This is a genomic window from Bradyrhizobium sp. SMVTL-02, from assembly GCF_051853005.1.
Taxonomy (GTDB): Bacteria; Pseudomonadota; Alphaproteobacteria; order Rhizobiales; family Xanthobacteraceae; genus Bradyrhizobium.
The window spans coordinates 4,225,163-4,249,903 of the sequence record NZ_CP182469.1 but is presented as its reverse complement, the minus strand read 5'-3'; the positions used below and the strand labels follow the sequence as shown (position 1 = coordinate 4,249,903).

Below are 24,741 nucleotides of genomic sequence, written 5' to 3'. Positions count from 1 at the left end.
ACGACGGGATTCGATGGCCGCCGGCTGCTCGGCGAAGCTCCGCGGCCTTCTCACTTCAGTGAAATCGTGATCTGGCTGAGGTTGGCCGCGAGCTCCAGGCCCGCCTTTGGACCCTGCAGGACGAGGGTCACGCCCTTTTCGTTGCGCAGCTGAACGCCATTGATGCCGCCGACCAAAGCGAAGCCGCCGCCGACGGAACTGTATGTCCCGGCAAAGTCGGCGACGTCGCGGATTCCCGACGCTCGTCCCTCGAACCGGCCGACGGTCGCCCCAGCGGTGATGCCCAGGCTCAGGCCGCCGACGGTGAACGGATATGTCCGGCCGCGATAGCTCAACACGCCGCGGCCTGCGCCGCCGCCGACCAGAAGGCCGGCCTTGACGAACTTGACGCGGACTTGCCCGGTCGCTTGTGCGAAGGATGGCGTCGCGGGCATCGCGAGCAGGACGAGCACCAGCGCCACGAGGCCGGTTGCGACGGCGCGCAGGACGCCTTTCAGTCTAGGGCTTCTCGGCATCGACCTTCTTCCACGTCTGGTCGGGATCGAACTGCGTCGTGCGCCGCGCGATGAAGCTGGTCCGCGTGCCGAGATCCTTCTGGTAGACGGTGCCGTCATGGTTGACCAGAAAGGTCATCACGCCGGAATTGCCGTATTCCGCGGGCCATGCGATCAGCGCGAAGCCGCCGATCATCTTGCCCTTGACGACATAGTTGAGCGCTCCGCCGGGCGCGTTGGGCCCCTGGCCCTTCAGAATGTGGAAGTAGTAACCGTGATAGGGCGCCGGCTCGTCGCCTGCACCTTGCTTGTAGCCCTCCGCCGAAGCCTCCGCGACCAGGGCGCCGAGCGGGCTCGGGTCGTTGTCGTCGCGCCAGAACAGGCCGTCCTTCTTGCCGGCCGTGGAGACGAAGCGCTGTGCGTAGACGCCCGCACCCTCGCCGCGATCCTTCCCGGCATATTCGTTCTGCGCGTCGACATAGGCGAGCGCGGTCTGGATCGCGTCGAGCTCGTTGCGGCCGATGCGGCGGCGAAGCACCTCGATGCGGCCTTCGTCGGTATCGAACTCCCAGCCGTTCCTGGTGTTGACCAGCGGAATCGGGAACGGGAAGTCGTCGGGCCCGAGCAGCAGCGTGGCCTTCTTGTTGCCCTCGGCCTTGATCGCATGCCTGGCGTCGTACATCGAGACGAACCGCGCGCGGATGTCGGCGTCGGCGACCTCGTCGCCGGACGAGACGATGTCGTCCGCCGCCCTGCCCAGCACCTTCAAGAGGTCGCGCGGACCGCTCTTGGCTGCAGCAGCGAGTGCGGCGGCCGCGTCCTCCGGCGTCTTGTAGGATTCCTGCGCCTGTGACACTGATCCCAGAAGCGCCAGCGCCATGATGCCCGGCAGTACCGCGCGATAAAGCGACATCAGGCCGATCATGGCGCGGCCTCCGCAGGAATCTTCGCGCCAGCGGCGAGCCAATCGCTGTAGGTGCGGAATTTCAGACCAAGCTTTTCATAGTGGACGCGCAGATAGCCGTCGCTGCCACGGGTCACCGCATCGGGCATCACGTATTCGACCTCCTGCGCCATGACGCCGACATAGGCCTTGTCGCTGCCGATATAGCTGAAGCGGTAATAGCCGAGGCCGTTGCCGAGATGGCCGAGCAGCGTGATGTCGTGCTTCAGTGCGATATCCGAGCGCCGGCCACCGCCACCGCCGCCGCGGAAACCACCTCCTCCGCCTCCTCCGCGGAAGCCGCCGCCTCCACCACCACGCATCGCCATTCCGCCACCGCCACCGCGACCTGCAAAGCTCGGTCCGCCACCGCCGCGCGGCATGCTGGCCATACTGGCCCGTCCCCGCGCTGATGCCGCGGCCGCCGCCCGGCCGGAGGAGACGTTCATCGCGCCGCCGCGATTGCCACCGCCGCCACGGTTGCCCGCGCCGCCACCGGCACGGTTCGCAGCCTTTGCACGATCTCCGCCACCCTTGGCGCGATCTCCGCCGCCCTTGGCGCGGTCACCGGCACCGGCACGATCGCCGCCGCCCGGCCGGTCGCGCGTCCCTGCACTGGGGCGATCCCCGGCACCCGGACGATCGCCGCGATTGCCGGCGCGATCACCGGGGCCGCCACGATCACCGCGATCACCTGCGCGATCGCCACGATCACCTGCACGATCACCTGCACGATCGCCGGCGCGGTCTCCAGCGCCTTGGTTCGGACGCAGCACCTGGTTGCCGTCGCGGCCGCGGAAATCCATCCGGTCCGATACGCCGGCCTTCAGATTGTTGTTGCCGAAGCGCTGCTGAACATTGGTGTTGTTGTAGCGCACGCCCTGGCGATGGGCCGGATTGTGCTGCCAGCCGTTGCCGATGTTGGTGGTGCGATGGTTGACGTAGACGTTGCGGTTGCCCCAGTTGCAGCCGCCGCCCCAGTAATTGCCCCAGCGTCCGATCGCCCAGGCCGTGCCGAAGGCGAGCCCGGCGGCAACCATGCCCGCGCCGATATAGGAGGGATAGCCCCAGTAATACGGCGGATACTCCGCGTACGGCCAGGTGCCGTAGACCGTCGCCGGGTCGTAATACGGCACGTACATCTCCGCAGGATTGGCCTGCTGGATGACGACGACCTGCTTGCCTTCCTGCGACTGGACGCTGACCTTCTGCTGCTTGGTGGTGACCAGCTTCTTGTTGTCATAGGCCTTGTTGCGCAGACGCTGGATCGCGTCCATCACGTCGGGCTGCTGGGCGAGAAAGGCGTCGCCCAGCTTCTGGGTCCAGTCGAGCTTGTCGCTCATCATGGAAAGAACTTCGGCTGTGCTCGCGAGCGCCTTGACGCTGTCGTCCCAGCCCTGCTTGTCGACCTCGGTCTTCAGCGCATCGCCCTTCAGCGTCTTGCGTTCCTTCAGCCAGCGGTCGGCCTGTACCACTTCGAGCGGATAGGTGGAAGCGGCCAAGACGTTGGCGAGCAGTTCGTCGGGATAGAGCGCGATCGGTGCAACCAGGGCTTCGAGCTGTTCCGGCTTCAACAGCTCGGCAGCCGGTGCTTGCGCGGTTGCAGGCTGCGCCTGCGTGCTCGGCGTCGCCGGCTTGTCGGCCGTCTGCGCAATTGCCGCGACCGGCATCGCCAGCATCAGCGCAATTGCCATCAGGGTCCTGCGGCAGCGAGACATTCCAACCTCCATCCAACTTTCCGACCGAAGATCGGGGCCGCGGCATGGGCGCTCGTTGATCGAGATCAACGAAACGGAAGCGGCCGTTTCTGTTGCAACGCGAGAGCGAATGCTTCACTCGATCAGCTCGGCCTCCATCAGCAGCCGGCTCGGTACCGTCAACCCAAGCGCATTGGCGGCTTTCATGTTGATGACGAGCTCGAACTTGCTGGCGAATTGCACCGGAAGCGTGCGGATGTCCGCGCCTCGCATGATGCGATCGACATAGCCGGCACCATCGCGAAACTGCTGGGTCAGATCGGCACCATATGACATCAGGCCGCCATTGGCGGCGTAGAAGCGGACAGCGAAAATGGCCGGCACGCGGCGCTGTGCCAGCAAGGGAATCGTCATCGCGCTCTGTGCGCTGAAGAAGCCGCCGTCCGGCAACACGACAAGGCCGGCTCCATTGCGCGCCGCCGCCTCGATCACCCCCGCGATGTCGGCTCCGCTTCGAACGCTCGCACCGGTGATCTTCATGCCGAGACGGCCTTCCATCTGGTGCGCGGCATCGATGTAGAATGGCGCATAAGGTGCCGAGTCCGGATTGAACAGAACCGCGGCGTGAGTCATGCCCGGCACCATGTCCTTGAGCAGGCTGAGCCACTTCCCGCTCATCGAGTGCTCGTAGAGTGAGAAGCCGGTCAGATTTCCGGTCGGTCGCGCCAGATTGGCAACCAGACCGGTCCCGACCGGATCAGAGAGCCCGACGAAGACGATCGGAATTCGCTGGGTGGCATCGCGCAATGCCCGGGTCGTGCCCGTGCTGGTCGCGAACAGGACGTCCGGCATGGTCGCGACGAGCTCGAGCGCCTCCAGTTTCTGCCGTGCCGGATTGGGACCCGGCCAGCGTATTTCGAGCCGATAGTTCTGGTTGGCGATCCAGCCGCGATCGGCCAGCCCCTGCTGGAACGCATCGACCCGCATCTGGGCTCCGGGATCGCCCGCAACATTGCCGGTCAACACGCCCACCGAAGGCATCGACTGCCAGGGGGCCCTCTCCTGCGCTCGCGCGGCGACCGGAAACACAGCCGCAGCGCCAAGCAGAGCCATCAACTCGCGGCGTCTCATGATCAAACCACCACCCCAATTGCCCGCGTCCAGCCCGGCCGTGACGAAACGGCGAAAGGAAACGGCCTCGGCGGGCTCAAGGTTTGATCGAGATCAAGATACCGCTGTCAGCGAATGAGCGGCAGCCTGATCGTGAACTGGGCACCGCCCCAGGGCTGGTTCTCAGCGGCGATCGTGCCGTGATGGGCCTCGATGATGGTCTTCACGATCGCAAGCCCCATTCCCATTCCTTGCGGCTTGGTCGTGAAGAACGGATTGAAGACGTTTGCGAGATCCGCGGGGGCGATGCCTGGCCCGGTATCGGAAATCCTGATCTCGGCCTGGCTGCCGGTCCGCATGGTCGACACGGCGATGTCGCGCTTTTTCATGTCGGCATCCGAGACTGCATCCATCGCATTGATGATCAAATTGAGCACGACCTGCTGAAGCTGCACGGGATCGCCCTTGACGTGCAGACCCGCGGGCACGGGCATGTAGGTCAGCGCGATGCGGCGGCCATCGGCGACGGCGCTCACCAGTCCGATCGCTTCCCGTACCGTGTCGTTCAGCTCGATATCCCTGACCTCGAACGGGGTCTTCTTCAGGACGCTGCGCAGCCGGCGGATCACCTCGCTCGCCCGCTGGTCGTCCCGTCTGATGTCGGCGAGGATCTGCCGGATCTCCTCGATATCGGGCGGAGCGGCGCTGAGCATGAGCTCCGCCGTCTCGGCGTTGGTCAGAATGGATCCGAGCGGCTGGTTCAATTCGTGCGCGATCGAAGTGGTCAGCTCGCCAACGGCCGAGTACCGGTTCACGTGCGCAAGTTCCGCCAGCCGCTGGCGCGATTCCACCTCGGCGAGCCGGCGGCGGCGACGCTCGTGCAGCAGCCCGCTGATGAGCGCGGCCTGGACCAGGAATACCGCCGAGATCATCAGCATCTGCCAGCGATAGCGCTCCCAGATGTTCGGTTCTCGAAACAGGATTTCGCTGCCGGGAGGCAACCGGCTCTCGCTGATGCCCCAGCGCTGCAATTCCCGCCAATCATATCTCGGCGCCGCGAAGCCGAGCGGCTCATAGGTGATGCTCGAAGGTTTTGTGCCTCCGAGAACGCGGAGGGCGACGCTGACGGTCCTCGAACTCGTTTCGGCAGCCGAATGCATGGGGCCGCCGACGGTGCTGCCGCCGAAGAAGGGGTCCTGGTAGGAAAAGATCGGTGCATTCGCAACCGCGTGCAGGCTGCGCAGGGCGATGTCGCTCTCGTGGACCATCCCGGCTGCGTCGACCGACATCAGGCCCCAGAACAGGACGGTGTGCGGTGGGAGACTGGATGCTCGTTTAAGGATCTCCTCGAATGACAGGTCCGAATACCAGATCAGCTCCAACCGCTCGCGCATCGGCTTCAGCTCGCGCTTCACCTCCTCCATCCAGAACTTCTCCAGCGGCGAAGCACCGATCACCATCGCGACCGCCTTCGTGTCCGGCAGCAGCTGAAGGATGTTGGCGAATGCAGCCGTGAAGTCGTTGCGGATCGCCACGACGACGTCATTGTCGGTGAGATCGGAGCGGTCGATCAGCCGGTATTCGACCGCGGAAAGAATCAACGGCGTGTCGGGAAAAAGTCTCGCGCGGTATCTCTGGGCAAACCGGGCGGCCGGCGCGCCAATCGTGAGCACAATATCGGGCAGCGCCCCCTGATAGAGCGATTGCAGATATTCGACGAAGGGCGCCTCGGGACCGGGATTGTTGAACCTCGCCGTGAGCAGCGCATGCTCCTGGATGTCGAGCGGCCATGGCGATTTCCGCTCAAGCTCGGCCTTGATGTCGCGTGCGTATTCGCTCCACGGCCGAAACTCGCGGCCAAAGGAATGCAGCACCAGCACGCGCTTGAGCTCGCCGCGCAGGTTCCGCTCGACGCCACTTGCCTTATCCGGCGACATGCACCCGGCGACGAACAGGCCCAGGCAGAACAGCACGGCAGGCCACGACCTGACCGGATCAGAGGACATGCGTCCGCTCAGCTCCAATTCCCGCAGCTTCCGGCGGCTGCTTTCCGGACAATTCTAGCGGCAATTGTCGCGCACGGACAGCCCGTGAGAACACGCCTCAGCAGCGGGTGATGGCGCGACCGCACCTGCGCCTTCGCAAGGAAGCCGAGGCGAGGCGTGCCATTGCAGGACAATCCCGCGGCAAAGGCACAATCTGTCGCTAGGAAGCGGGGCAGCGGAAATAGCGGATTTCCATATCCTCCATGCCCGGAAATAGCCGGACGATGCTGTTTGCATCCAGCTCCTTCAGGCTCAACTGAATGCTGGAGAGCATTATGTCGGTCGCGCAGGCCGCAATCAGATTGACGTTCGGGCCGTTGTCCTTCCTTGCCTTGATCCGGCAGCGGGCGAATTTTCCGACGATCTGATCTCCGTCGACGATGAAGCCGCCGCCATAGACATCCGACATGTCGGTGAAGCCGAACTGCGCGCCTTTCCGCGCAAACACCTTGCTGCAATTATCGGCATCGCCCGCCCACGCGCCGTTGAGATCGAGGGCCCTGGCGCTGGCGGCGGCAACGACCAGCGAGATCAACGTTGCGCCGAGCGTGATCAGTTTCCGTGAAGCCATCTGATGTGTTCTTTTCTCAACGTTCAATGGCCGCTCAGCACGAGTGTCTGGATCGGCAGCAACAGCGCCTGGATGCGTAGCAGCAATGCGTGCACGAGGCCGACGCCGTCCACGACGTGCAGCGCGATCTTCCGGCTGGTCGGCGTGTCCTTGGCCGAAATTTCCTCGTGGTTGCTGGTGTAGGCATTGACGACGCAGCTCGAGCCCGGCGTCACGCCCTCGAGCCCGCCTTTGTAGAGCGGCTCGAGGAACACGAGGATCGTGCCGGGACGAACGGCATTCTGCGCTTCCAGCAATTGCTCGCCGGACCGGAATTGCCCGGCTGCGATGTAGTCCTGCACGGTCGTGATCACCATCGGGATAATCACCCAGGGTCTGGATACGCAGGTCGCCTCCGCCACCATGCCGGTCTGCATCACCTGCGCCTCGATCTGGCCGAAGCCGGCCTGGAGAATCTTTCGGCCGGCTTCTTCCGGAATGAGGACGCCGGCCGGGCGCATCAGCTGGTTGACGACGTCGCCAGGGCGAACCAGGAACTGCTCGACCCGCCCGTCGACACCGGCGCGGACGATTGTCTTGTCGAGATCGACCTGGGCTTGGTCGAGCGCGGCCTCGGCGCTGGCCTTCTGCGCCGGCAGCAGCGTTGATATCTGCAAGGAGGCGGATTGCTTCGCGGCCGTCGCGGCATCTACACCGGACTGGCGCTGATCGACCAGGACCTGAAGCTTCTCGATGTCACGCTGCGGCACGATGCCGGGGTTGCGGCGCTGGAGCTCTGTCTTGACGTCGAGCTCGTCCTTGGCCTGCTGGTAATTGGCTTTCGCCTCCCCGATCTGCGCCTCGGCCTTGACCACATCGGCCTGTGCCGTCTGCATGGCGGCATCGACCTCGGCGACTTTTCGCTTGGCCGTCTCGAATGCAGCCTGCTGCTTCGAGCTGTCCAGTGTGAACAGCACATCGCCCTTCTTGACCGGTGCGCTGAAGCCGACCTTGACCTCGGCAACACGGCCCGAACCTTCGGGAAGGATCGGCACCGTTCGGAAATACAGGGTCGCCGACGACGTCGACGGATGGAAGTAGAAGATCATGGTGATCAGCGACACCGTTAGCATCAGGCAGGCGGTGATGCCCCAGCGCAGCTCGTACCAGACCGAGAAAAAGGTGATCTCCTTGCCGAAACGCTTGCCCTGGACGTAACGGCGGTAGAGGTAGTCGGGCAGGATCGTCAGCAGTGAACAGAACATCAGCTCAAACATGGCTGTGCTCCTTCTCCCTCGCCGCTGCCGGCTTGTCTGCAGGAGGCGCCGCCGCCGCGGCCTCAGCCGGCATTCCCTCGCTGTCGGCTGCAGGCGTCACTTCGGCAATCTTCTCGACGGAATCGGCGATGCTGCGCAGTGGCGTACCGAAATCCGGGATATCGATCATCGCAAGCAGCAGGCCCGCGATCCAGAAAATGTGCATATGGGTGAACAACGAGATCAGGCCGAGCACGGCGACGAACTCGAATTGCAGCTTCTGCGACTTGTGCGCCATCCGTTCCGGCAGGCTGTGCAGCTTCCAATAGAGCGTGCCGAGCCAGAGCAGGGTGCCGATCAGGAATAAGCCCATCACCACCATGAGCGGATCGGTGCCGCTTCCTGGGGCGAGATAGAATGGCAGATGGTGCGGAGCCATCGGATGAAGTTGATCGCTCAAACGTCTCTCCCGGTCAGCCAACGTGCACTTGCGGTACTGTGTTCGGGCCGCGTCCCGATTTGCTTGATTTGAATCAAGGGAACGCCCATTGCCGGACATAGCGTCCCGGAAGCTGAATGCACAATCCAGGGGAGCCGCTGCCATGCCCGGCCTCGACGAACTCATTCCCAGCGCCACGCAGATCCGCAAAGAGGCCGCACTCAAGGAGGCCGAGAAGGCGGAGGAATATGTCCGCCTCGCCGCGGCCGCCGAGGCCGAGAAGCTGGCCCTGATCGAGCGGCTGGGCAAGCCTTCCGGCAAGACCGAGGAGGAGAAGATCAAGCTCGCCTCGACCATCATCCAGCGTGCGGTGCGAAACGGGCTCACCGAGGTCATGGTGTATCGTTTCCCCAATACGCTCTGCACCGACAAGGGACGCGCCATCAACCAAATGGAAAAGGGCTGGGAGAATACGCTGACCGGCATCCCCAAGGAGATCTTCCAACTCTGGACCGACTATCTGAAGCCGCGCGGCTATCGGATCGCCTATCAGGTCATCGAGTTTCCAGGCGGCGTGCCCGGCGACATCGGCGTGACCCTTTCGTGGGGCGACGAGTAGTGCGGTAGCAGCGGAAGGACGGGGCATGGCCAAGGACGATTCTGCCGGGCGGATGAAGCGCAAGGACTATGAGAAGGAGCTGGAAAAGCTCCAGGTCGAGCTGTGCCATCTCCAGGACTGGGTCAGGGCCGAGAAGCTGAAGGTGATCATCATCTTCGAGGGGCGCGACGCCGCCGGCAAGGGCGGCACCATCAAAGCCTTGACCGAAAAGGTCAGCCCGCGCGTCTTCCGTGTCTGCGCCCTGCCCACCCCCTCCGACCGGCAGAAATCCCAGCTGTTCCTGCAGCGCTATATCGAGCAGTTCCCGGCGGGTGGCGAAATCGTGATCTTCGACCGTAGCTGGTACAACCGCGCCGGCGTCGAATATGTGATGGGCTTCTGCTCGCCGGCCGAGCACAAGCGTTTCCTGGAATTGTGTCCGCAGGTCGAGAAATTCGCCGTCGAAGGCGGCATCATCCTGATCAAGCTCTGGCTCGAGGTCGGCATGGAGGAGCAGGAACGCCGCTTCATGGCGCGTATCGAGGATCCGCTGCGACAGTGGAAGCTGAGCCCGATGGATACCGAGTCGTTCGGGCGCTGGTACGATTATTCGCGCGCGCGCGACATGATGTTCGAGGCGACCGATACCAAACATGCGCCGTGGCGACTGATCCGCTCCGACGACAAGCGGCGCGCGCGCCTCAACGTCATCTCGCATATCCTGCGGACAATCCCTTACAAGAAGGTCAAGCGCGACAAGGTCAAGCTGCCGTCGCGGTCGCACAAGGGACGCTACAACGACCAGGCAAGCCTGCGTGGATTGAAATTCGTCGAAGAGCGATACTGAACCGCGCGATATTGAAAGCGAAACGGGCTGCGATGACGCAGCCCGTTTGCCTTGAGGCTCTGGTCCGGCCTATTTCAGGCGGATCGTGACGCCGCCGACCGCGGCCGACACTTCCGCGCCGACCCGGGGACCGGTGAGCTGAAGAATCACGCCATTGGCGTTCTGCAACTGGACGGCACCGGCGCCCGCTGCGACCGCACCGCCGGCTCCGCCTACCGCATAGGACCCTTCGATCGACGCGGGTCCCCTCAGATTGAGGGCCTTGCCCACGAACTTGCTGGTCGATGCGCCGATGGTGAAGCCGACGCTCATGCCGGAGACCGTAAAGGGATATCTCTTCCCCCTCAGGAGCAGCACGCCCTCCCCGCCGCCGACGCCGACCACGAATCCGCCCTTGGTGAAGACCACCGCAACGTCGCCGGTCTCGGCACGCAACGGCGTGCTGAAACCGGTAACGGCTGCGAGCGAGGCGACCAGGACGGCGCCGATGGTGAACTTTCTCATGACGATTTCTTCCTCCTATTGAGCCAGGATCATGGCGAAGTAGCCAAACACGGTAAGCAGGATGCCCGAGACGGCATAACCGACCGGAAATCCGATCCAGGGTACCGAGCTCTGGATTTCGACCGCCGCCTCGCGGCACGGTCCTGAATGCGATCGGGCGCCGGCGACGCCGCCCATCAGCACGGCAGGATTGATCTTGAAGACGTGGTAGCCGATCGCCCAGACGATGAAGGGCGGGATCGTGCAGGCGATGAAGCCGACCAGGAAGATCTTCAAGGCGACCGCGCCGGTGAGCTGTGCCAGCAGTCCCGCGCCGGCATTGACGCCGACGATGGCGACGAAGACGACGAGGCCGAGATCCTCCAGCACGTTGCGCGCCGCATTCGGCGTGTTGCCGAAGAAGCGCAGCCGCGACACGACCGAGGACACGATCACGCCCGACAGCAGGAGGCCGCCGGCGTTGCCGAGGCCGATCTTGGCGCCGAACGCCGGGAACTCGATCATGCCGATCAGGAAGCCGATGATCATTCCGACAGCCAGCGTCAACAGATCGGTCGAGGTGTTGGACCGCGCAATGCGGCCCCACATCTCGCCGAGCTCGTTGACGGCGGACTTGAGGCCGACTACCGAGACGATGTCCATGCGCTCCAGCTTGGTCTTGAGACCGGCGGGAATCTGCACGCCGCCGCGCTCGACCTTGGTGACCTGGAGCTGGCCGGCAATCGCGGTATCCCGGAAGGACTCGAAGGTGCGGCCCACCACCTCCTTGTTGGTGATGAGGATCTCCGCCTGGTCCATGGGAATGCCGAGCGTCTTGGCATCGGCGACCTCCGGGCCGATCAGGCCCATCTTCTCGGTGAGATGCTCGGTCGAGCCGCCGAGTGCGACGATGTCGCCCTTCTGCAGCACGAGTTCGGGATCGGCCCCTTGCGGCACGCCGTTCCGTCCCACATTGACGATGCGGTATTCCGGATTGATCGCGCGGAATTTCGCGATGCTCATGCCGACGGTCGCCGGATTTTCCAGCCGGTAGGCACGCAGACCGAACTGGCGATAGCCGGTCAGGCCGCCGCCCTCGAGGTCCTTGACGCCGAACTCCTGCTCATACTGCTTGGCGGCGGCCTTGGCATCGACGCCCCACCAGCGCGGCAGATATTTGCAGATCAGGATGATGCCAACGGTGCCCCAGATGTAGGTGATGCCGTAGGACAGCGCGATCATGCCCGAGGCTTGCTCGGGCTTCATCCCCTCGGGCAGCTTGACGACGCCGGAGCTGATGGCCTGCTCGGCCGAACCGATCGCCGCCGACATGGTCTGCGACCCCGCCAGCATGCCGCCGGCCGCGCCGGGCGGCAGCGAAAACATCTTGGCGCCGAGCACGACGAGCGAAAGGCCGACGACACTCGACACCACGGCCAGCAGACAGAATTTGAGGCCGTCGCCCTTCAGGCTGTTGACGAAGGACGGACCGACGCGCAAGCCCACGCCGTACATGAAGAGATAGTAGAACAGGCTCTTGGCAAAATTGTTCAGCTCGAGCTTCACACCATAGGTGGAGGCCCACACCGACAGACCGGCGCCGACCACGATGGCGCCGGCGACCATGCCGAGGCCATAGCCCTTGATGCTGGCCCGCCCGATATAGACGGCGAGCCCAACGACGAAGAACAGCAGCAGATACGGGTTCTGCTGCAGGAATGTGAAGAACGCCTGCATGTTCGTCCCCTCCAAGCCTTATGACGCGGCCTTCAGCTTCGGCTGAGCACCGGGCTTCGGCCGGCCGAGTTTTGCCAGGGCTTCCGTGCGCACGAGCTTCAGTCCCTCCTTGGCGTCGTAGCCATGGATCTCCTTGACATCTAGCTTGCGCATGAAGTCGATGGTTTCCTGGGTGATGACCTGGCCGGGCACCATGATCGGGAAGCCCGGCGGATACGGGATCACGAAATTGGCCGAGACCAGCTCCGGTCCGGCCTTCAGGCGGCGGTCGATCTCGGGATCGTTGAGGCGGATGTGCTCGCAGCCGGCGACGTCATAGGCGGCGTAGAAGCCGCTGCGGATGTCGCCTTCGTTGGTCTTGTCGCCGGCATCGCCGCGGAAGCTCGGGTGGAAATGCGAGAAGTTCGGCAGATCGGGCACGTCCTTCATGAGGCTCGTCACCCGCGCCTCGAAGGTCTTCCTGGCATTGGCGCCGCCCTGGGCGAGGCCGCGGTCGATCTCGCCGGCGATCTCGGCGAGCACGCGGATCAGATGCGCAACGTCGCTGCGGGTGTTGTTGATGTTGGATTGGACCAGTACCGAGTTGCGCGAGGTCTTGTTGACCTGGATGTCGTACTCGTTGGCGAGAATGCCCTTGAACTGGGTGCCGTCGAACCCCGCGGTACCGCACACCAGCGTCATGCGGGTCGGATCGAGGCAGAACTCGTCCTCGTCCAGGCTCTTGAGCGTATTCGCCCAGTTGACGCCGGGGGCGAGAAAATCGGTGAAGCCGCTCTGGCGATATTGCGCCGGCACCATGGCATCGGCACCGAGGATGCGGAAATATTTCGAAATCAGCGGATTGTTGTTGACCGCCTGGCGGATCGCGAACGCGATCTCGATCGCATTGGCGACGAGGCCATAGCCCTCGAGCTCCATCTGCCGCCGCGAGATATCGAGGCTGGCGATCAGCTGCTGGTTCGGGCTGGTCGAGGCATGGGTGAACACCGCTTCCTTGAACTGCTGCTCGACGGTGTGGAATTCCACGTCCTTCACCGAAAGCATCGAGCCCTGGCGGATCGCCGACATCGACTTGTGGGTCGAGTTGGTCTGGTAGACGCGCAAGCGAATCTGCCTGGGGTCGGGGATCAGCCGGGTCTTGAGCAGCAGCTCGTCCGACGGGTTCTTGCCCAGCTCGGCCTGCTGCTTCTCATAGGCGGCGACCGACTTGGGATCGCGCATCCACGCCTCGATCTCGTTGGCCGCGCCGAGGCCAGTGCGGCGACGCAGGAATGGAGAAAAGCGCGCGAAGCCGAACCAGGCCTCGTCCCAGAGGAAGATCAGGTCGGGCTTGATGGCGAGGCATTCCTCCATCACCCGGCGGGTGTTGTAGATGTGGCCGTCGAAGGTGCAGTTGGTCAGGTCGATCATCTTGACGCGGTCGAGCCGGCCGTCGGCCTTGGCGTTCAGGAGCGCCTGCTTGATCGTCTTCAGCGGCACCGCGCCGTACATCGAATATTCCGTCATCGGGAAGGCTTCGACATAGAGCGGCTGCGCGCCGGCCAGTACCATGCCGTAGTGATGCGACTTGTGGCAGTTGCGATCGACGATCGCGATGTCGCCGGGCGCGAGCAGCGCCTGCACCGCCATCTTGTTGGACGTCGAGGTGCCGTTGGTGACGAAGAACACGCGATCGGCGCCGAGGGCCCTCGCCGCCTTATCCTGCGCCTTCTTGATGTTGCCTGTCGGTTCCAGCATGCTGTCGAGGCCGCCGGTGGTGGCGCTGCTCTCGGCGAGGAACAGGTTCGGCCCGTAGAACTCGCCCATGTCGCGGATCCAGTCGGACTTGAAGATCGACTTGCCGCGGGCGATCGGCAGCGCATGGAAGGTGCCGATTGGACGCTGGGCGTATTTCTTGAGATTGTCGAAGAACGGCGTGTCGTAACGATCCTGGATGCCTTCGAGGATCGACAGATGCAGCTCCAACAGCTCCTCGACCGAATAGAAGATGCGGCGGACGACGCTGGCCTCGGGATTGCCGGCGAGCTCCTCCACGTCGCGGTTCGAAATCATGTAGAGATCGAGCTCGGGCCTGACCCGCTTGATGATCTGCGCGAGCCGCAGCGCGGATGCGTCGGTTTCATCGTTGAGGCCGGCCGCGGCCATGATCGAGCGGAGCACCGGCGCATTGTGCCGCGAACGCAACCCAAAGCCCTCGTTGATGATGACCGCCCCGATGTTCGGATTGAGCATCGTGGCGCAGAAGGCATCCTCCAGGCTGCCGACGATGACGGGCTCATAGACGAAGCCGTCGACCGGCCGCCGCAGCTTGCGCCATTCTGCGGCGAGTGCCGGCCACTGGCCGGATGATACGCCGGTGACGATCAGGGTTTCGAAATATGGCCGGCGCGCCGCATGCGCGCCGAAGCTCGGTGGTGCCAGCTCGGGCGCATCGCCATTGCCGTCATCCTTTGCGCTCCAGTCGCTGGCATGCTGACGAAAGGATCGCGTCGCCAGCGCCTGGGAAATTCTTGTCGCAAGGGCGAACGATGTCGCGCCGTCGCCGGCGACTGCTGCTTCCCGCAGCGCCGCCATCAGTTGCGGACCGGGATAGCCGTGATACTCCTCCGTGACCGAAAGCTCGGCCAAGGCCGCGTCGTAGGCCGCGCGATTGCCGACGCGAGCCCAGACCTTCGCGGCCTCCACCAGGTCGCGCCAGTCGTCCGCCCGTGCACCAGGGCCGGAGAAGAACTGGTCGATGCGCTTCTGTGCGGGCTTGGTGTCTTTGGACATGGCTCTCTCCCGATTGGTGCCGGCCATTGGGTGGTGAATGGTGATGGCCGATCGTGAGCGCGGCGCCTCGAGCTCCATTGATCCAAGTCAACGATCGCGCGTTATGAGGAACCGCGTTCCGCAGCCGTTGTTCTTTGCAACGCAGCACGCCCGGTCAGGCGGTGCGTTGCATCGTCCCGGCATGATCCTCGCCGAGGACGCTGTCGAGCGAGCGCAGCCACTGGCTGCTGTCGGTCCTTTCCGCCAATCCCTCGGCGCGCAGCAGATCGCGCAGCTGCGCGTGCGCGCCGACAATGCAGAAGCCGATCCGGCGCGCGGCAAGCTCATCGCTCAGATCGCGCAGCATCCGCGCGCCGGCGAGATCGATATAGGGCGATGCCGAAAGGTCGCAGGCGACCAGTCTGATGCCGGGGGAGCCCCGCAGCGCGACCAGCGCAGCATCGCGGATCGTCTCGGCGTTGATGTAGAGCAGCGAGGCTTCGGGCCGGAACGCGATGACGCCGACCAGCGGCTCGACGTCGTCATGCCTGGCGCTATCGGAATAGCGGCCGCTGCCCGGCAGCCGGCCGAGAAACGCCACGTTCGGCTGCGAGGCCCGCGCCAGGAGCAGGAAGATCGAGGCAATCGATGCCAAGAGGACGCCCTGCAGAATGCCGAGCAGCAGCACCGCGACCAGCGCGATGGACGCGGCAAGGAAGTCGATCCGGCTGACCTGCCACATCCGCTTGAGCGCGCCGATATCCACGAGCTTGTAGACCGCGGCAAAGACGACGGCTGCGAGCACCGCCTTGGGCAAATTGGTCAATAGTCCTGTAAAGAACAGCAGACAGAGCCCGAGGGTCACCGAGCAGATCACCAGCGCCAGCGGCGTTCGCGCGCCGGCGCTGTCATTGACGGCGGATTGCGACAGGCCGCCGGCGACCGGATAGCCGTGGCCGAAGGCCGCAGCCAGGTTCGCGGCGCCCAGCCCCAGAAATTCCTGGCGCACGTCGAGCGCATAGCCGTGCTTGGCGGCAAAGCTGCGCGCGGCCGAGACACCTTCGATATAGGCCAGCAGCACGCAGCCGGCGGCGAGCGGAAACAGGTCGTCGAACTCCAGAAGGCCGAAGGTCGGCAGCTCCACCGCCGGCAGCCCCTCCGGTATCTTCCCGGTAACTGGCACACCCATCGCCGCAAAGCCGAAGATCGTCGCGACCAGGATCGCCAGCGCCACGATGGTGATGCCGACCGGCTTGCCCGGCAGCCGCCGTTCTCCGAGCAGCAGGAGCAGCAGCGCGACCGCCCCGATCGTCAACACCAGCGGATGGATCTGGCCGAACTGCCCGATCAGCTTGATGGCCCGGTCGAAGAAATTATGACCGCCTCCGGCGACGCCGAGCAGGCTCGGCAACTGGCTCATGATGATGGTGAGCCCTGCCCCGGCCTTGAAGCCGACCAAGATGCTGTCGCTGACGAGGCGGACCAGCACGCTGAGCTTGAACAGCCAGGCGATGAAGCACAGCACCGCCACTGCAAACGCCGCGAGGCTCGCGATCTGCGCATAGCGCGCCGCGTCGCCGCCCGCGAGCGCGCCGACGGTGCCGGCGATCATCAGCGAGATCGCCGAGGTCGGGCCGATCGCAAGCTGCCGGGACGAGCCGAGCAAGGCGTAGCCGAGGCCGCCGAGCATATAGCCGTAGACGCCGACCTGCGGCGGCAGGCCGGCGAGCGCCGCATAGGCCAGCGAGACCGGGATCGCGTAAGCGGCGAGCGTGATGCCCGCGACGGCGTCGGAGGGGAGCCATTCGCTCCGGTAGGCAGCAAGCCAGCCGGCCGGCGGAAAGAACCGCAACCAGTTCGCGTCAGGCGGCGCGTTCATCTCATCACCTCACGTGGTGTCGCTTCGCAGCGCAACAGGACAATCAGCAGCGCAACCACGGGAATGCCGAGCGCAAGATCGGGAAAGGCCTTGGTGGCGAAGGCCCCGGCGGCCGCGCCGCAGCCGAACACCGCGCACAGTGCGAAGAAGATGGCCGACTTGCGCAGGGTGCCGAGCGGCGCCCCTCCGTAGACGACCGCAAAAATGGTTTCGACGGACTGACGCATGTTGCCGGTGATCATCACCGTGCTGCACACGGAGCCTTCGACCTTCACGAACATCGCCGCCTGGATCGCCGCAACCATGGAAATACCGAGCGTTCCGGCAAGGTCTGGCAGCCGGTTGTGCAGGATGCCGATCGTGATCAAGAACACGATCTCGACGAGGATACTGAGTGCGCCGGCGCGTTCGCCGGCAGCACGGCGCAGCCAGGCGGCGATCACGATGCCGGCGGTGAAGGCCAGGATCGGCGGCACGAAGTGCAGGGCCTTCATCCAATCGCCGGCCATCGCGTAGACCCAGAGGAAGATCACATTGGCGGTCTGGGCATTGGCCATCACGCCATGGATGATCCAGGTATAGGCGTCGATATAGCCGCCGGCGAAAGCAAGCAGCAGCACGATTTCGACCGTCTCATCGCGGCGGATCGCGCCGGCTGCGACGTCCAGAGTACTCATGTCGGCAATAGCCGCTGTCGCGAACTCTTCATCGCGGCATTGGCGGCGGCCTGCTCCCGGCAAGGCTTGATCTGGATCAAGCAACAATCCCGCGCGCCTAATCAAATCCGCCGCAATATGCCGGGGGAAATGCGACCATGGATACCGTCAGGTGGATCATCACCACCGCACCGGAAATCTTCCTGTTGCTGGCGATGGCGCTCGGCACCCTGCTCGGCCGCATCAAGATCCGTGGCTTCTCGATCGGGACCACAGCCTGCATCCTGATCGTCGCGGTGCTGATCGGACAACTCGGGCAGTTCACGTTCCCGCCGATCCTGCGGGCGATCCTGTTCAGCCTGTTCGTTTTCACCATCGGCTATCGCTCGGGGCCGGAATTCTTCGCGTCCTTGAGCTTTCGAACCCTGACGCAGGTTGCGCTGGCGCTGGTGATCGGAGCCACCGGGCTCGTCCTGGTGCTCGTCTTCGCCTCTGCATTCAAGCTTGATGCGGGCACCGCGGCGGGGCTGACTGCCGGCGCGCTGACCCAGTCCTCCGTGATCGGAACGGCGTCGGGTGCGCTGGCGCAGCTTGGGCTTCCGAGCGACGTGCTGAAGCAGCAGGAGGCCAATATCGCGGCCGGCTATGCCGTGACCTACGTGCTCGGCTACATCCTCACGCTCCTCTTCGTGCCGTTCGCGGCGCCGCGGCTGATGCGTATCGATCTCAAGGCGGAGGCAAAGAAGCTCGAAGCCGAGCTTGCCGGCGGCGCGCCGCCCAAGACAGAAAACCTGTCCTATCGCAAATTCCAGGCCCGTGCCTATCGCGTGTCCGCCGGCGCAGGCCGCACCGTCGCGGCGATCGAGGCCGAGATCGGCAGCCGTACGGTGGTGGAACGGATCGTGCGCGGTGGAGCCGACATCAAGCCGCTGCACGACCTCATGCTCGAGGCTGGCGACGACATCGTCATTGCTGGTCCCACCGCCGCGATCGTCGCGGCCAAGCCGATCCTCGGGGCCGAGATCGATGCGGGAGAACTGCTGCGCAACCTGCCCGGCAACGTGATCGAGGTGCTGGTCGAGAACCGCGAGCTGCACGGCCGCTCGCTCCGAGACATCGTCGAGCGGCTGGGTGACAATGCGCGCGGCGTATTCCTGCGGGCGCTCACCCGCATGGGCCGCGAGGTGCCGCTCGGTCCCGATACACGGGTCTATATCGGCGACGTCATGACGCTGGTCGGCAGCACCGGCAATATCGCGCGGGCAACGGCGCGGGTCGGACATGCCCTCAATACGAGCGATCGGACCGACATCGCCTTCCTTGCGGTCGGCATCGCTGCCGGTCTTCTGGCCGGTCTCGCCAGCTTCAAGGTCGGCACTGTCGCGCTGACGCTCGGCGGCGGTGGCGGCGCGCTGATCGCAGGGCTCGTGTGCGGCTGGCTGCGGACGCGCAGGCCCGGCATCGGTGCGATGCCGCCGGCCGCACAGCAGACGCTGAGCGATCTCGGGCTCGGCGGCTTCATCGCGGCCGTCGGCCTCGGCAACGGGCTTGCCGCCTGGTCGGCAATCCAGACGCAGGGTCTCCTGCTGGTCGGCATGGGCATCGTCGTCACGCTGGTTCCAATGACGGTCGGAACGCTCGTTGCCTATCATTTGCTGCGCATGAACCCGGTCGTGACCTGCGGTGCGCTCGCCGGCGCGATGACGGTCGATGCCGCCGTCACCGGTGCCTGCGACGTGGCCCAGAGCCAGACCCCGGTGCTCGGCGTCGCCGTCCCCTATGCGGTCGGCAATGTCGTCCTCACCGTGCTCGGCCCGATCGTGGTGGCCGCCACGTTCATGGGTTGAGGAGGCCGTGATGTGCTTTGATCTCCCCGCAATCCGTCGCCTCCTTGCAACCGTCCTGCTCCTTCTCGCCGGCGCCGTGGCGTCGGCGCGCGCCGGGGACGAAATCCGCATCCAGGAGGAAATCTGGGCGCTGCCCCTGCCACTGCCGATGTTCGCCTATCTGGTGCGGCCCGCCGGCGACGGCCCCTTCCCGCTGGTGATCATGAACCACGGCGTCTCGCTCAATCCCACGGACCGGAGCTTCTTTCCGCTGGTGGAATTCCGCGACGCCGCGAAATGGTTTGCCAGGCGCGGCTATCTCGTGGTCGCGCCGGTCGGCAGCGGGTATGGCGCAGCCGCCATCGATATTCCCGAGCGTGCGCTCTATGGGCCGTTCTTCTCCAAGGTCGGCAAGTGCACCAATCCGAACTTCCATGATGCCGGCCTTGCGGTCGCGCAGGTCGATCTCTGGATCATCGAGTATCTGGCGGCCGAGAAGCGCATCGTTCCAAAGGACGTGATCGTGGTCGGACAGTCCGCCGGCGGCTGGGCATCCATCGCCCTGTCGAGCGTTAATCCCGCACAGGTGAAGGCCATCATCACCTTCGCCGCCGGCCGCGGCGGCCGGGTCGGCGGCAAGCCCAACAACAACTGCGCGCCCGACAGGCTGGTCGAGGCCACAGCGGACTTCGGCCGCACCTCGCGGGTGCCGATGCTGTGGATCTACATCGAGAACGACACGTTCTTCGGGCCCGACCTGTCGAAGCGGATGCATCAAGCCTTCACCGCGGCCGGCGGCCGCGCCGAATATCATCTGATGCCGCCGTTCGGCAACGAGGGGCACTTCTTCATCGGCTCGCCCGATGCGATCCCGCTCTGGTCGCCGCTGGTTACGAAGTTTCTCGAGGCACAGAAATAGATCTGCCCTGGAGGCGCAACCATGTTCACCATCCGTGATCATATCTGTGGCGTCCTGGCTGGCGCCGTCGTCGGGCTTGCGACCTATCCTGCTATCGCTTCGCCGCAAGCCGCAGGGGCCGATAAGCCTCCCGAGGTGGCCACGCGCGGTCAGCGCGAAGCAAAGGACATCAGCTACGGTGATTGGCAAAAGTTCTGCTTCAAGGCCGGCGGCGCGCCGATGCTGTGCCGGACGACCATCACCGGGACATTCCCGACCGGCCAGGTGGCTGTACGCGTCGACCTGATCGAACGCGAGGGCACCCCGACGGCCCGGCTGCAGCTCTTTGTGCCGGTCGGCATGTACCTGCAGCGGCCGCCCAAGCTGTCCGTCGACCCCGGCAGCAGCTTCAGCGTGCCCTACAACTGGTGCCTGACCAATATCTGCATCGCGGCTGACGTCGTCCCATCCGAGATCGTCGAGGAAATGGAGTCGGCAAAGACAATGGCGCTCGAGGTCGTCGATTCGAACCTGCTGGCGCTGACGACATCGGTGCCGTTGGCACAGTTCGGCACGGTCCACAAAGGTGCGCCCACGAAGATGCTGGAGCAGTATGTCGACGAATGATCGGTCTTCCCGCGCTAAGCCGCCGCCGCACGCGTGACTGATTCGATCAATGCCTGCGCCGTGAACGGCTTTGTCAGATAGGCGAAGCAACCAGACGCAACCGCGGCACTACGGTTCACCGGGCTGTCATTGCCGGTAATGTAGATCACCGGCGCCGTGACGCCCTCCTCCGCCAGCTTGCGGCGCAGCTCGAGGCCGGACTTGCCGTGGAGATCGATGTCGAGGACGATGCAGATCGCCTCGTCGAACCCGCCGTGATCAAGCAGGGCCGCCGCGGAATCGAACAGCGTCACGGCGTATCCGTGTGCGCGCAGCAGCCGGTTCATGCTGACTCGCATGGAGGTATCGTCGTCGACGATGAAGACTGATTCGCGCATCGGCAAGAAGCGACATTCGGAGCCGGCACGATGGTGATGCGTGAGCTGCAATCAATCCGCGTGCCGCAACCGCATGGCAGCACTACGTTGATGCGCTTCATATTGTCCTTTGGGGCAGTGACATGGGAGGAACTGGATTCGACGCGACGGAATGGCTAACCGCCATTCGAATCCAGCATTCCAAGCCGCTCCGCGATCGAAACGAGCTCGGCGAGCGAATGAACCTGCATCTTCTCCATCACCTGATGGCGATGTGCTTTCACGGTCCGCTCGGTCGTCCCGAGCTCGTACGCGATCTGCTTGTTGATCTTGCCGCGGACGATGAGATCGAACACCTGCCGTTCGCGCTGGGTCAGCGTCGCAAGGTGGACCCGAAATGCTTCGAGCTTGCCGCGTTGGCTGCGCGCGGCATCTTGCCTCGCCAGTGCACGCGCGATCGCATCGAGCAGCAGCTCCGATGAAACCGGTTTGGTCAGGAAGTCTTCCGCTCCCGCCTTGATGGCCAGCACGGTCGTCGGCGTGTCGGCGTGACCCGTGAGGAATACGATCGGCAACGTCGAACCCGCGGCGATCAGGCGATTTTGCAGTTCCGGACCGCTCAAGCCCGGTATGCGCACGTCGAGCAGGATGCATCCCGGCTGCTCGTCGTCCGGCGCCGCGTCCAGGAGATCCTGCGCCGATGCGTAGGTTTTGACGTCATAGCCGGCAAGCTTCAGCCGGCGCTCGATCGCCGTTCGGAACGATGCATCGTCATCGACCACGTGGACAAGGCCGGGCACCATTTACCTCGCATAAAATTCATTAAAGCAATCTTTTAACCGAGACCCTGTGGTTGCCAACGGTTCAAAAACCGAAACATTTGCTTCGCAACAGAATACTTTTCAGCCTCCATGGAGGTCTTTCTCAATCCGCGCAGCGAACGCCTCCCGCTGTCCCTTGGGACATTGACCCTTGGGACAATGGATTGGAATACCTCGTTAGTCGTAAATCAACCTCGGCGGGAGTGCGATTGCGCGGCGAATTTCCGCTGCGAGAGGTTTTTGTCTCAAAGTCCAATTCGACGGCAAGCTGAGGAGCTGGCCCATGTTCGTTCGCATCACCACTGATTCCGCGCTTCGCCCCAATTCCCTTCGCGACCTCGGCATGACAAGCGATTCAAATGCGCTCGTCAGTTTAATCGAGTTTTCCTACAAGAAGGGCACCGAGATCTATGGCGAGAAGGAACCTGCCGAATACGTCTACCAGGTCAAGTCTGGCGCGGTGCGGAGCTACAAGCTGCTGTCGGACGGCCGCAGGCAGATCGGCGCATTTCACCTGACCAGCGACATTTTCGGGTTGGAGAACGGAAACGAGCACCGCTTCACCACGGAGGCGATCGTCGACACCACGGTGCGCCTCGTGAGGCGGGAGAGCCTCGAGATGGTGGCCGAGAGCGATGCGGTGGTCGCGAAGAACCTGCTCAGCATGACCACGAACAATCTTCAGCATGCGGAAGATCACATGCTGCTGCTCGGCCGCAAGACCTCGCTGGAGCGGGTCGCCGCTTTCCTGCTGGAAATGGACAAGAGGCTGACCGCTGCGGGCGTCCTGGCGCTGCCAATGTCGCGGCGCGATATCGCCGACTATCTCGGCCTGACGCTGGAAACCGTCTCGCGCGCCCTCTCCCGGCTGCACGAGCTCGGCATCCTCGGCTTCGTCGGCAACACCCAGCGCCAGATCGTGCTGCTGGACCGAAACCAGCTCGCGAGCCTCGATCTTCAACCCTGAGCGACAGGCTCATTGTCCCTTCCTGCCCGGGAGGCGCGTGATCGCTTCGAGATGCTCGATCGTCTTGCGCAGGACCTCGAACAGGATGGCCGCCGACCAGCCGAACAGCAGGACGCCGTTCATCGCCGCCAACGGCCCCATCAGCCGCCATTCGGGCACTGGCGTGATGTCGCCATAGCCGAGCGTGGTGTAGTTCACGAAGGCGAAATACAGCAGGTCGCTTCCCGCCGGCGCCACCTGGACGAGCCAATACACGCAGACCCAGGCCAGCACCTCCAGGGTGTGCGCGACGTTCAGCGCTGCGGCCGTTGCGACCATCACCCCCATCAGATGGAGCCGCGGACCCTCGGTGTGTCGCAGGCCGGCGGTTCGGGCGATCGACACGGCGACGACCGTCGCGAGTGCGTGGATCCCGATATTGATCGCGCTGACCAGCGCGCCGACCAGGACTTGAAGCAACATCAGGGCTTGCCCATGCGATCATGAACTCATCTTCGGACGGCGGTGGAAATCCCGGACTGCTCCTGCTCCCCTAGCGCTGCGGAACGATCGATCTGGATCCAGGCCGCTGCGAGCTCCCAGGCGACCGCCAGGATGATCGGGCCGATGAAGAGACCGATGATGCCGTGCGCCAATGTGCCGCCGATGACCCCGATCAGGATGACGAGCGTCGGGGTGCTCAGGCCGCGCCCCATGACCAACGGTTTGAGGATATTGTCGAGCAGGCCGACGACGACAAGGAAGATCGTCAGAGGCACCGCCGTCGCGACGTCCTTGTCCATCCAGATCCAGATCACCGCGGGCACGAGAACGATCGCGGCACCGATCTGCACGATCGAGAGCAGCAGAACGACGATGGCAAGCAAGCCTGCGCTCGGGATGCCCGCAAGCTTGAGGCCGATGCCGGCCAGCAGCGCCTGGATGATTGCGACGCCGATCACGCCTTGCGACACCGCCCGGATCGTCGCCCCCGCCAGTTCGAGAAAATGCTCGCTCTGCTCCGGCACGATGCGGAACAGGAAACCACGGACCGCGCCAACGAGCTGCGGTCCATAAGGAAACAGGAAGCCGGCGACGAGTACCGAGACCAGGAACTGCAGCGTGCCGACGCCGGCACTGCCGGCGAACGACAGCATCACCCCCGCCACCGGTTTCAGATACGGCGCGACATCGCGCAGAACGGCGCGGATGTTGGTATAAGCCAGCGTCCAGAGATCGAACAGCTGCTGGCCGATCAGCGGCCAGTCCTTGAGCCATTCCGGCGCGGCCTGGAGCACGAGATCGCCCTCGCCGATCTGGGTCGCGAGGTCCTTGATGCCTTCGACCGCGCTGAGCCCGAGCCATGCCGCCGGACCGATGACGATGCCAAGCATCATCAGCGTGAGGATGGCCGCTGCCGTTCGAGGCCGGCCGCCGAGGCGTTTGGCCAGCCAGCTGAAGGCTGGATAGAAGGCGACCGCGAGCACCGCGCTCCAGGTCAGGATCGGCACGAACGGGCGGATGATCAGAAACGTCCATGCGATCAGGAGCCCCAGCAATCCAAGACGGATCACGAGCTGGACAATCTGCTCCGCGGAGAGAAGCTTGCGAAGTGTGGTCAAGACGACGCCGTCCTTCCGGGAATGCGGATACCCGATGGACGTAGCCGCCTCCGCCGCCCGGCATTCTTGATCCAAATCAAGCGGCCGCGGACACGCGTCCCTCGTCCCCGGTCCGGGGCAGGCCGGGCGAGCGGTAAACGGACTTTATAAGCCTCTGCAA

General features: G+C 64.3%; 23 protein-coding genes. 6 read left to right on the top strand and 17 right to left on the bottom strand.

Features of this window, described 5'->3' with window-relative positions:
• Positions 1-50: 50 nt before the first annotated feature.
• The 8 genes from ACNJYB_RS20040 to ACNJYB_RS20005 form a co-directional block, all read right to left on the bottom strand.
• Entirely contained in the window at positions 51-515 is a 465-nt protein-coding gene (locus ACNJYB_RS20040; protein ID WP_439368007.1) for a hypothetical protein, read from the bottom strand.
• Positions 499-1,419, bottom strand: coding sequence for a DUF2950 domain-containing protein (locus tag ACNJYB_RS20035; RefSeq protein ID WP_439368006.1), 921 nt, complete (start codon positions 1,417-1,419; stop codon positions 499-501). Before ACNJYB_RS20035 ends, ACNJYB_RS20040 begins: the two co-directional genes overlap by 17 nt.
• Positions 1,416-3,155, bottom strand: a complete 1,740-nt coding sequence (locus ACNJYB_RS20030) for a DUF3300 domain-containing protein (protein WP_439368005.1) — start codon at positions 3,153-3,155, stop codon at positions 1,416-1,418. Before ACNJYB_RS20030 ends, ACNJYB_RS20035 begins: the two co-directional genes overlap by 4 nt.
• 114 nt (positions 3,156-3,269) lie before the next feature.
• Entirely contained in the window at positions 3,270-4,265 is a 996-nt protein-coding gene (locus tag ACNJYB_RS20025) for an ABC transporter substrate-binding protein (protein WP_439368003.1), read from the bottom strand.
• A gap of 107 nt (positions 4,266-4,372) precedes the next feature.
• Complete coding sequence (locus ACNJYB_RS20020; RefSeq protein ID WP_439368002.1) at positions 4,373-6,250, bottom strand: sensor histidine kinase; 1,878 nt, start codon at positions 6,248-6,250, stop codon at positions 4,373-4,375.
• Positions 6,251-6,449: 199 nt separating this feature from the next.
• Positions 6,450-6,860 carry a hypothetical protein gene (locus ACNJYB_RS20015; protein ID WP_439368001.1) on the bottom strand — a complete coding sequence of 137 codons (411 nt, stop codon included), beginning with the start codon at positions 6,858-6,860 and terminating at the stop codon, positions 6,450-6,452.
• A gap of 23 nt (positions 6,861-6,883) precedes the next feature.
• Positions 6,884-8,116: an HlyD family secretion protein gene (locus ACNJYB_RS20010; RefSeq protein ID WP_439368000.1), complete on the bottom strand. Its 1,233-nt coding sequence runs from the start codon at positions 8,114-8,116 to the stop codon at positions 6,884-6,886.
• Positions 8,109-8,534, bottom strand: coding sequence for a hypothetical protein (locus ACNJYB_RS20005; RefSeq protein WP_439375599.1), 426 nt, complete (start codon positions 8,532-8,534; stop codon positions 8,109-8,111). Before ACNJYB_RS20005 ends, ACNJYB_RS20010 begins: the two co-directional genes overlap by 8 nt.
• Positions 8,535-8,697: 163 nt before the next feature.
• Here ACNJYB_RS20005 and ACNJYB_RS20000 point away from each other — a divergent pair, with 163 nt between their 5' ends.
• A complete protein-coding gene (locus tag ACNJYB_RS20000) occupies positions 8,698-9,153 on the top strand; it encodes a hypothetical protein (RefSeq protein WP_439367999.1) in 456 nt (151 codons plus the stop codon).
• A 25-nt stretch (positions 9,154-9,178) separates the two neighbouring features.
• Positions 9,179-9,979: a polyphosphate kinase 2 gene (gene ppk2, locus ACNJYB_RS19995; protein ID WP_439367998.1), complete on the top strand. Its 801-nt coding sequence runs from the start codon at positions 9,179-9,181 to the stop codon at positions 9,977-9,979.
• Positions 9,980-10,048: 69 nt separating this feature from the next.
• Here ppk2 and ACNJYB_RS19990 read toward each other — a convergent pair whose 3' ends face one another.
• The 5 genes from ACNJYB_RS19990 to ACNJYB_RS19970 all read right to left on the bottom strand — a co-directional run bounded on the left by ACNJYB_RS19990 (position 10,049) and on the right by ACNJYB_RS19970 (position 17,506).
• Positions 10,049-10,483: a hypothetical protein gene (locus ACNJYB_RS19990; RefSeq protein ID WP_439367997.1), complete on the bottom strand. Its 435-nt coding sequence runs from the start codon at positions 10,481-10,483 to the stop codon at positions 10,049-10,051.
• Positions 10,484-10,498: 15 nt separating this feature from the next.
• Entirely contained in the window at positions 10,499-12,199 is a 1,701-nt protein-coding gene (locus tag ACNJYB_RS19985) for an aspartate:alanine exchanger family transporter (RefSeq protein ID WP_439367996.1), read from the bottom strand.
• A gap of 18 nt (positions 12,200-12,217) precedes the next feature.
• Complete coding sequence (locus ACNJYB_RS19980) at positions 12,218-14,971, bottom strand: decarboxylase (protein ID WP_439367995.1); 2,754 nt, start codon at positions 14,969-14,971, stop codon at positions 12,218-12,220.
• Positions 14,972-15,125: 154 nt separating this feature from the next.
• Positions 15,126-16,829 (bottom strand): SulP family inorganic anion transporter, encoded by a 1,704-nt coding sequence (locus ACNJYB_RS19975; RefSeq protein ID WP_439367994.1) that lies wholly within the window; start codon positions 16,827-16,829, stop codon positions 15,126-15,128.
• Complete coding sequence (locus tag ACNJYB_RS19970) at positions 16,826-17,506, bottom strand: YoaK family protein (RefSeq protein WP_439367993.1); 681 nt, start codon at positions 17,504-17,506, stop codon at positions 16,826-16,828. Before ACNJYB_RS19970 ends, ACNJYB_RS19975 begins: the two co-directional genes overlap by 4 nt.
• 137 nt (positions 17,507-17,643) lie before the next feature.
• On the opposite strand from ACNJYB_RS19970, the gene ACNJYB_RS19965 reads away from it, so the two are divergent.
• The 3 genes from ACNJYB_RS19965 to ACNJYB_RS19955 are packed head-to-tail and all read left to right on the top strand — an operon-like array spanning position 17,644 to position 20,836.
• Complete coding sequence (locus tag ACNJYB_RS19965) at positions 17,644-19,332, top strand: aspartate:alanine exchanger family transporter (protein ID WP_439367992.1); 1,689 nt, start codon at positions 17,644-17,646, stop codon at positions 19,330-19,332.
• A 10-nt stretch (positions 19,333-19,342) separates the two neighbouring features.
• Entirely contained in the window at positions 19,343-20,230 is an 888-nt protein-coding gene (locus ACNJYB_RS19960) for an alpha/beta hydrolase family protein (RefSeq protein WP_439367990.1), read from the top strand.
• 21 nt (positions 20,231-20,251) lie between these two features.
• Positions 20,252-20,836, top strand: a complete 585-nt coding sequence (locus ACNJYB_RS19955) for an invasion associated locus B family protein (RefSeq protein ID WP_439367989.1) — start codon at positions 20,252-20,254, stop codon at positions 20,834-20,836.
• A 14-nt stretch (positions 20,837-20,850) separates the two neighbouring features.
• Here the strand turns inward: ACNJYB_RS19955 and ACNJYB_RS19950 are convergent, their stop codons facing one another.
• A complete protein-coding gene (locus tag ACNJYB_RS19950; RefSeq protein ID WP_439367988.1) occupies positions 20,851-21,264 on the bottom strand; it encodes a response regulator transcription factor in 414 nt (137 codons plus the stop codon).
• 104 nt (positions 21,265-21,368) lie between these two features.
• Entirely contained in the window at positions 21,369-21,992 is a 624-nt protein-coding gene (locus ACNJYB_RS19945) for a response regulator transcription factor (RefSeq protein ID WP_439375598.1), read from the bottom strand.
• A gap of 304 nt (positions 21,993-22,296) precedes the next feature.
• On the opposite strand from ACNJYB_RS19945, the gene ACNJYB_RS19940 reads away from it, so the two are divergent.
• Positions 22,297-22,980 (top strand): helix-turn-helix domain-containing protein, encoded by a 684-nt coding sequence (locus ACNJYB_RS19940; protein WP_439367986.1) that lies wholly within the window; start codon positions 22,297-22,299, stop codon positions 22,978-22,980.
• A gap of 9 nt (positions 22,981-22,989) precedes the next feature.
• On the opposite strand, the gene ACNJYB_RS19935 is transcribed toward ACNJYB_RS19940, so the two are convergent.
• Both ACNJYB_RS19935 and ACNJYB_RS19930 read right to left on the bottom strand, forming a co-directional pair.
• Positions 22,990-23,442 carry a potassium channel family protein gene (locus ACNJYB_RS19935; protein ID WP_439367984.1) on the bottom strand — a complete coding sequence of 151 codons (453 nt, stop codon included), beginning with the start codon at positions 23,440-23,442 and terminating at the stop codon, positions 22,990-22,992.
• Between the two features lie 26 nt (positions 23,443-23,468).
• Positions 23,469-24,581: an AI-2E family transporter gene (locus ACNJYB_RS19930; protein WP_439367983.1), complete on the bottom strand. Its 1,113-nt coding sequence runs from the start codon at positions 24,579-24,581 to the stop codon at positions 23,469-23,471.
• Positions 24,582-24,741: the final 160 nt, after the last annotated feature.

Excerpts from the sequence above, each read along its gene's own strand:
- ACNJYB_RS20040 (WP_439368007.1), bottom strand. The coding sequence starts at position 515 with ATGCCGAGAAGCCCTAGACTGAAAGGCGTCCTGCGCGCCGTCGCAACC.
- ACNJYB_RS20035 (WP_439368006.1), bottom strand. The coding sequence starts at position 1,419 with ATGATCGGCCTGATGTCGCTTTATCGCGCGGTACTGCCGGGCATCATG.
- ACNJYB_RS20030 (WP_439368005.1), bottom strand. The coding sequence starts at position 3,155 with ATGTCTCGCTGCCGCAGGACCCTGATGGCAATTGCGCTGATGCTGGCG.
- ACNJYB_RS20025 (WP_439368003.1), bottom strand. The coding sequence starts at position 4,265 with ATGAGACGCCGCGAGTTGATGGCTCTGCTTGGCGCTGCGGCTGTGTTT.
- ACNJYB_RS20020 (WP_439368002.1), bottom strand. The coding sequence starts at position 6,250 with ATGTCCTCTGATCCGGTCAGGTCGTGGCCTGCCGTGCTGTTCTGCCTG.
- ACNJYB_RS20015 (WP_439368001.1), bottom strand. The coding sequence starts at position 6,860 with ATGGCTTCACGGAAACTGATCACGCTCGGCGCAACGTTGATCTCGCTG.
- ACNJYB_RS20010 (WP_439368000.1), bottom strand. The coding sequence starts at position 8,116 with ATGTTTGAGCTGATGTTCTGTTCACTGCTGACGATCCTGCCCGACTAC.
- ACNJYB_RS20005 (WP_439375599.1), bottom strand. The coding sequence starts at position 8,534 with ATGGCTCCGCACCATCTGCCATTCTATCTCGCCCCAGGAAGCGGCACC.
- ACNJYB_RS20000 (WP_439367999.1), top strand. The coding sequence starts at position 8,698 with ATGCCCGGCCTCGACGAACTCATTCCCAGCGCCACGCAGATCCGCAAA.
- ppk2 (WP_439367998.1), top strand. The coding sequence starts at position 9,179 with ATGGCCAAGGACGATTCTGCCGGGCGGATGAAGCGCAAGGACTATGAG.
- ACNJYB_RS19990 (WP_439367997.1), bottom strand. The coding sequence starts at position 10,483 with ATGAGAAAGTTCACCATCGGCGCCGTCCTGGTCGCCTCGCTCGCAGCC.
- ACNJYB_RS19985 (WP_439367996.1), bottom strand. The coding sequence starts at position 12,199 with ATGCAGGCGTTCTTCACATTCCTGCAGCAGAACCCGTATCTGCTGCTG.
- ACNJYB_RS19980 (WP_439367995.1), bottom strand. The coding sequence starts at position 14,971 with ATGTCCAAAGACACCAAGCCCGCACAGAAGCGCATCGACCAGTTCTTC.
- ACNJYB_RS19975 (WP_439367994.1), bottom strand. The coding sequence starts at position 16,829 with ATGAACGCGCCGCCTGACGCGAACTGGTTGCGGTTCTTTCCGCCGGCC.
- ACNJYB_RS19970 (WP_439367993.1), bottom strand. The coding sequence starts at position 17,506 with ATGAGTACTCTGGACGTCGCAGCCGGCGCGATCCGCCGCGATGAGACG.
- ACNJYB_RS19965 (WP_439367992.1), top strand. The coding sequence starts at position 17,644 with ATGGATACCGTCAGGTGGATCATCACCACCGCACCGGAAATCTTCCTG.
- ACNJYB_RS19960 (WP_439367990.1), top strand. The coding sequence starts at position 19,343 with ATGTGCTTTGATCTCCCCGCAATCCGTCGCCTCCTTGCAACCGTCCTG.
- ACNJYB_RS19955 (WP_439367989.1), top strand. The coding sequence starts at position 20,252 with ATGTTCACCATCCGTGATCATATCTGTGGCGTCCTGGCTGGCGCCGTC.
- ACNJYB_RS19940 (WP_439367986.1), top strand. The coding sequence starts at position 22,297 with ATGTTCGTTCGCATCACCACTGATTCCGCGCTTCGCCCCAATTCCCTT.
- ACNJYB_RS19935 (WP_439367984.1), bottom strand. The coding sequence starts at position 23,442 with ATGTTGCTTCAAGTCCTGGTCGGCGCGCTGGTCAGCGCGATCAATATC.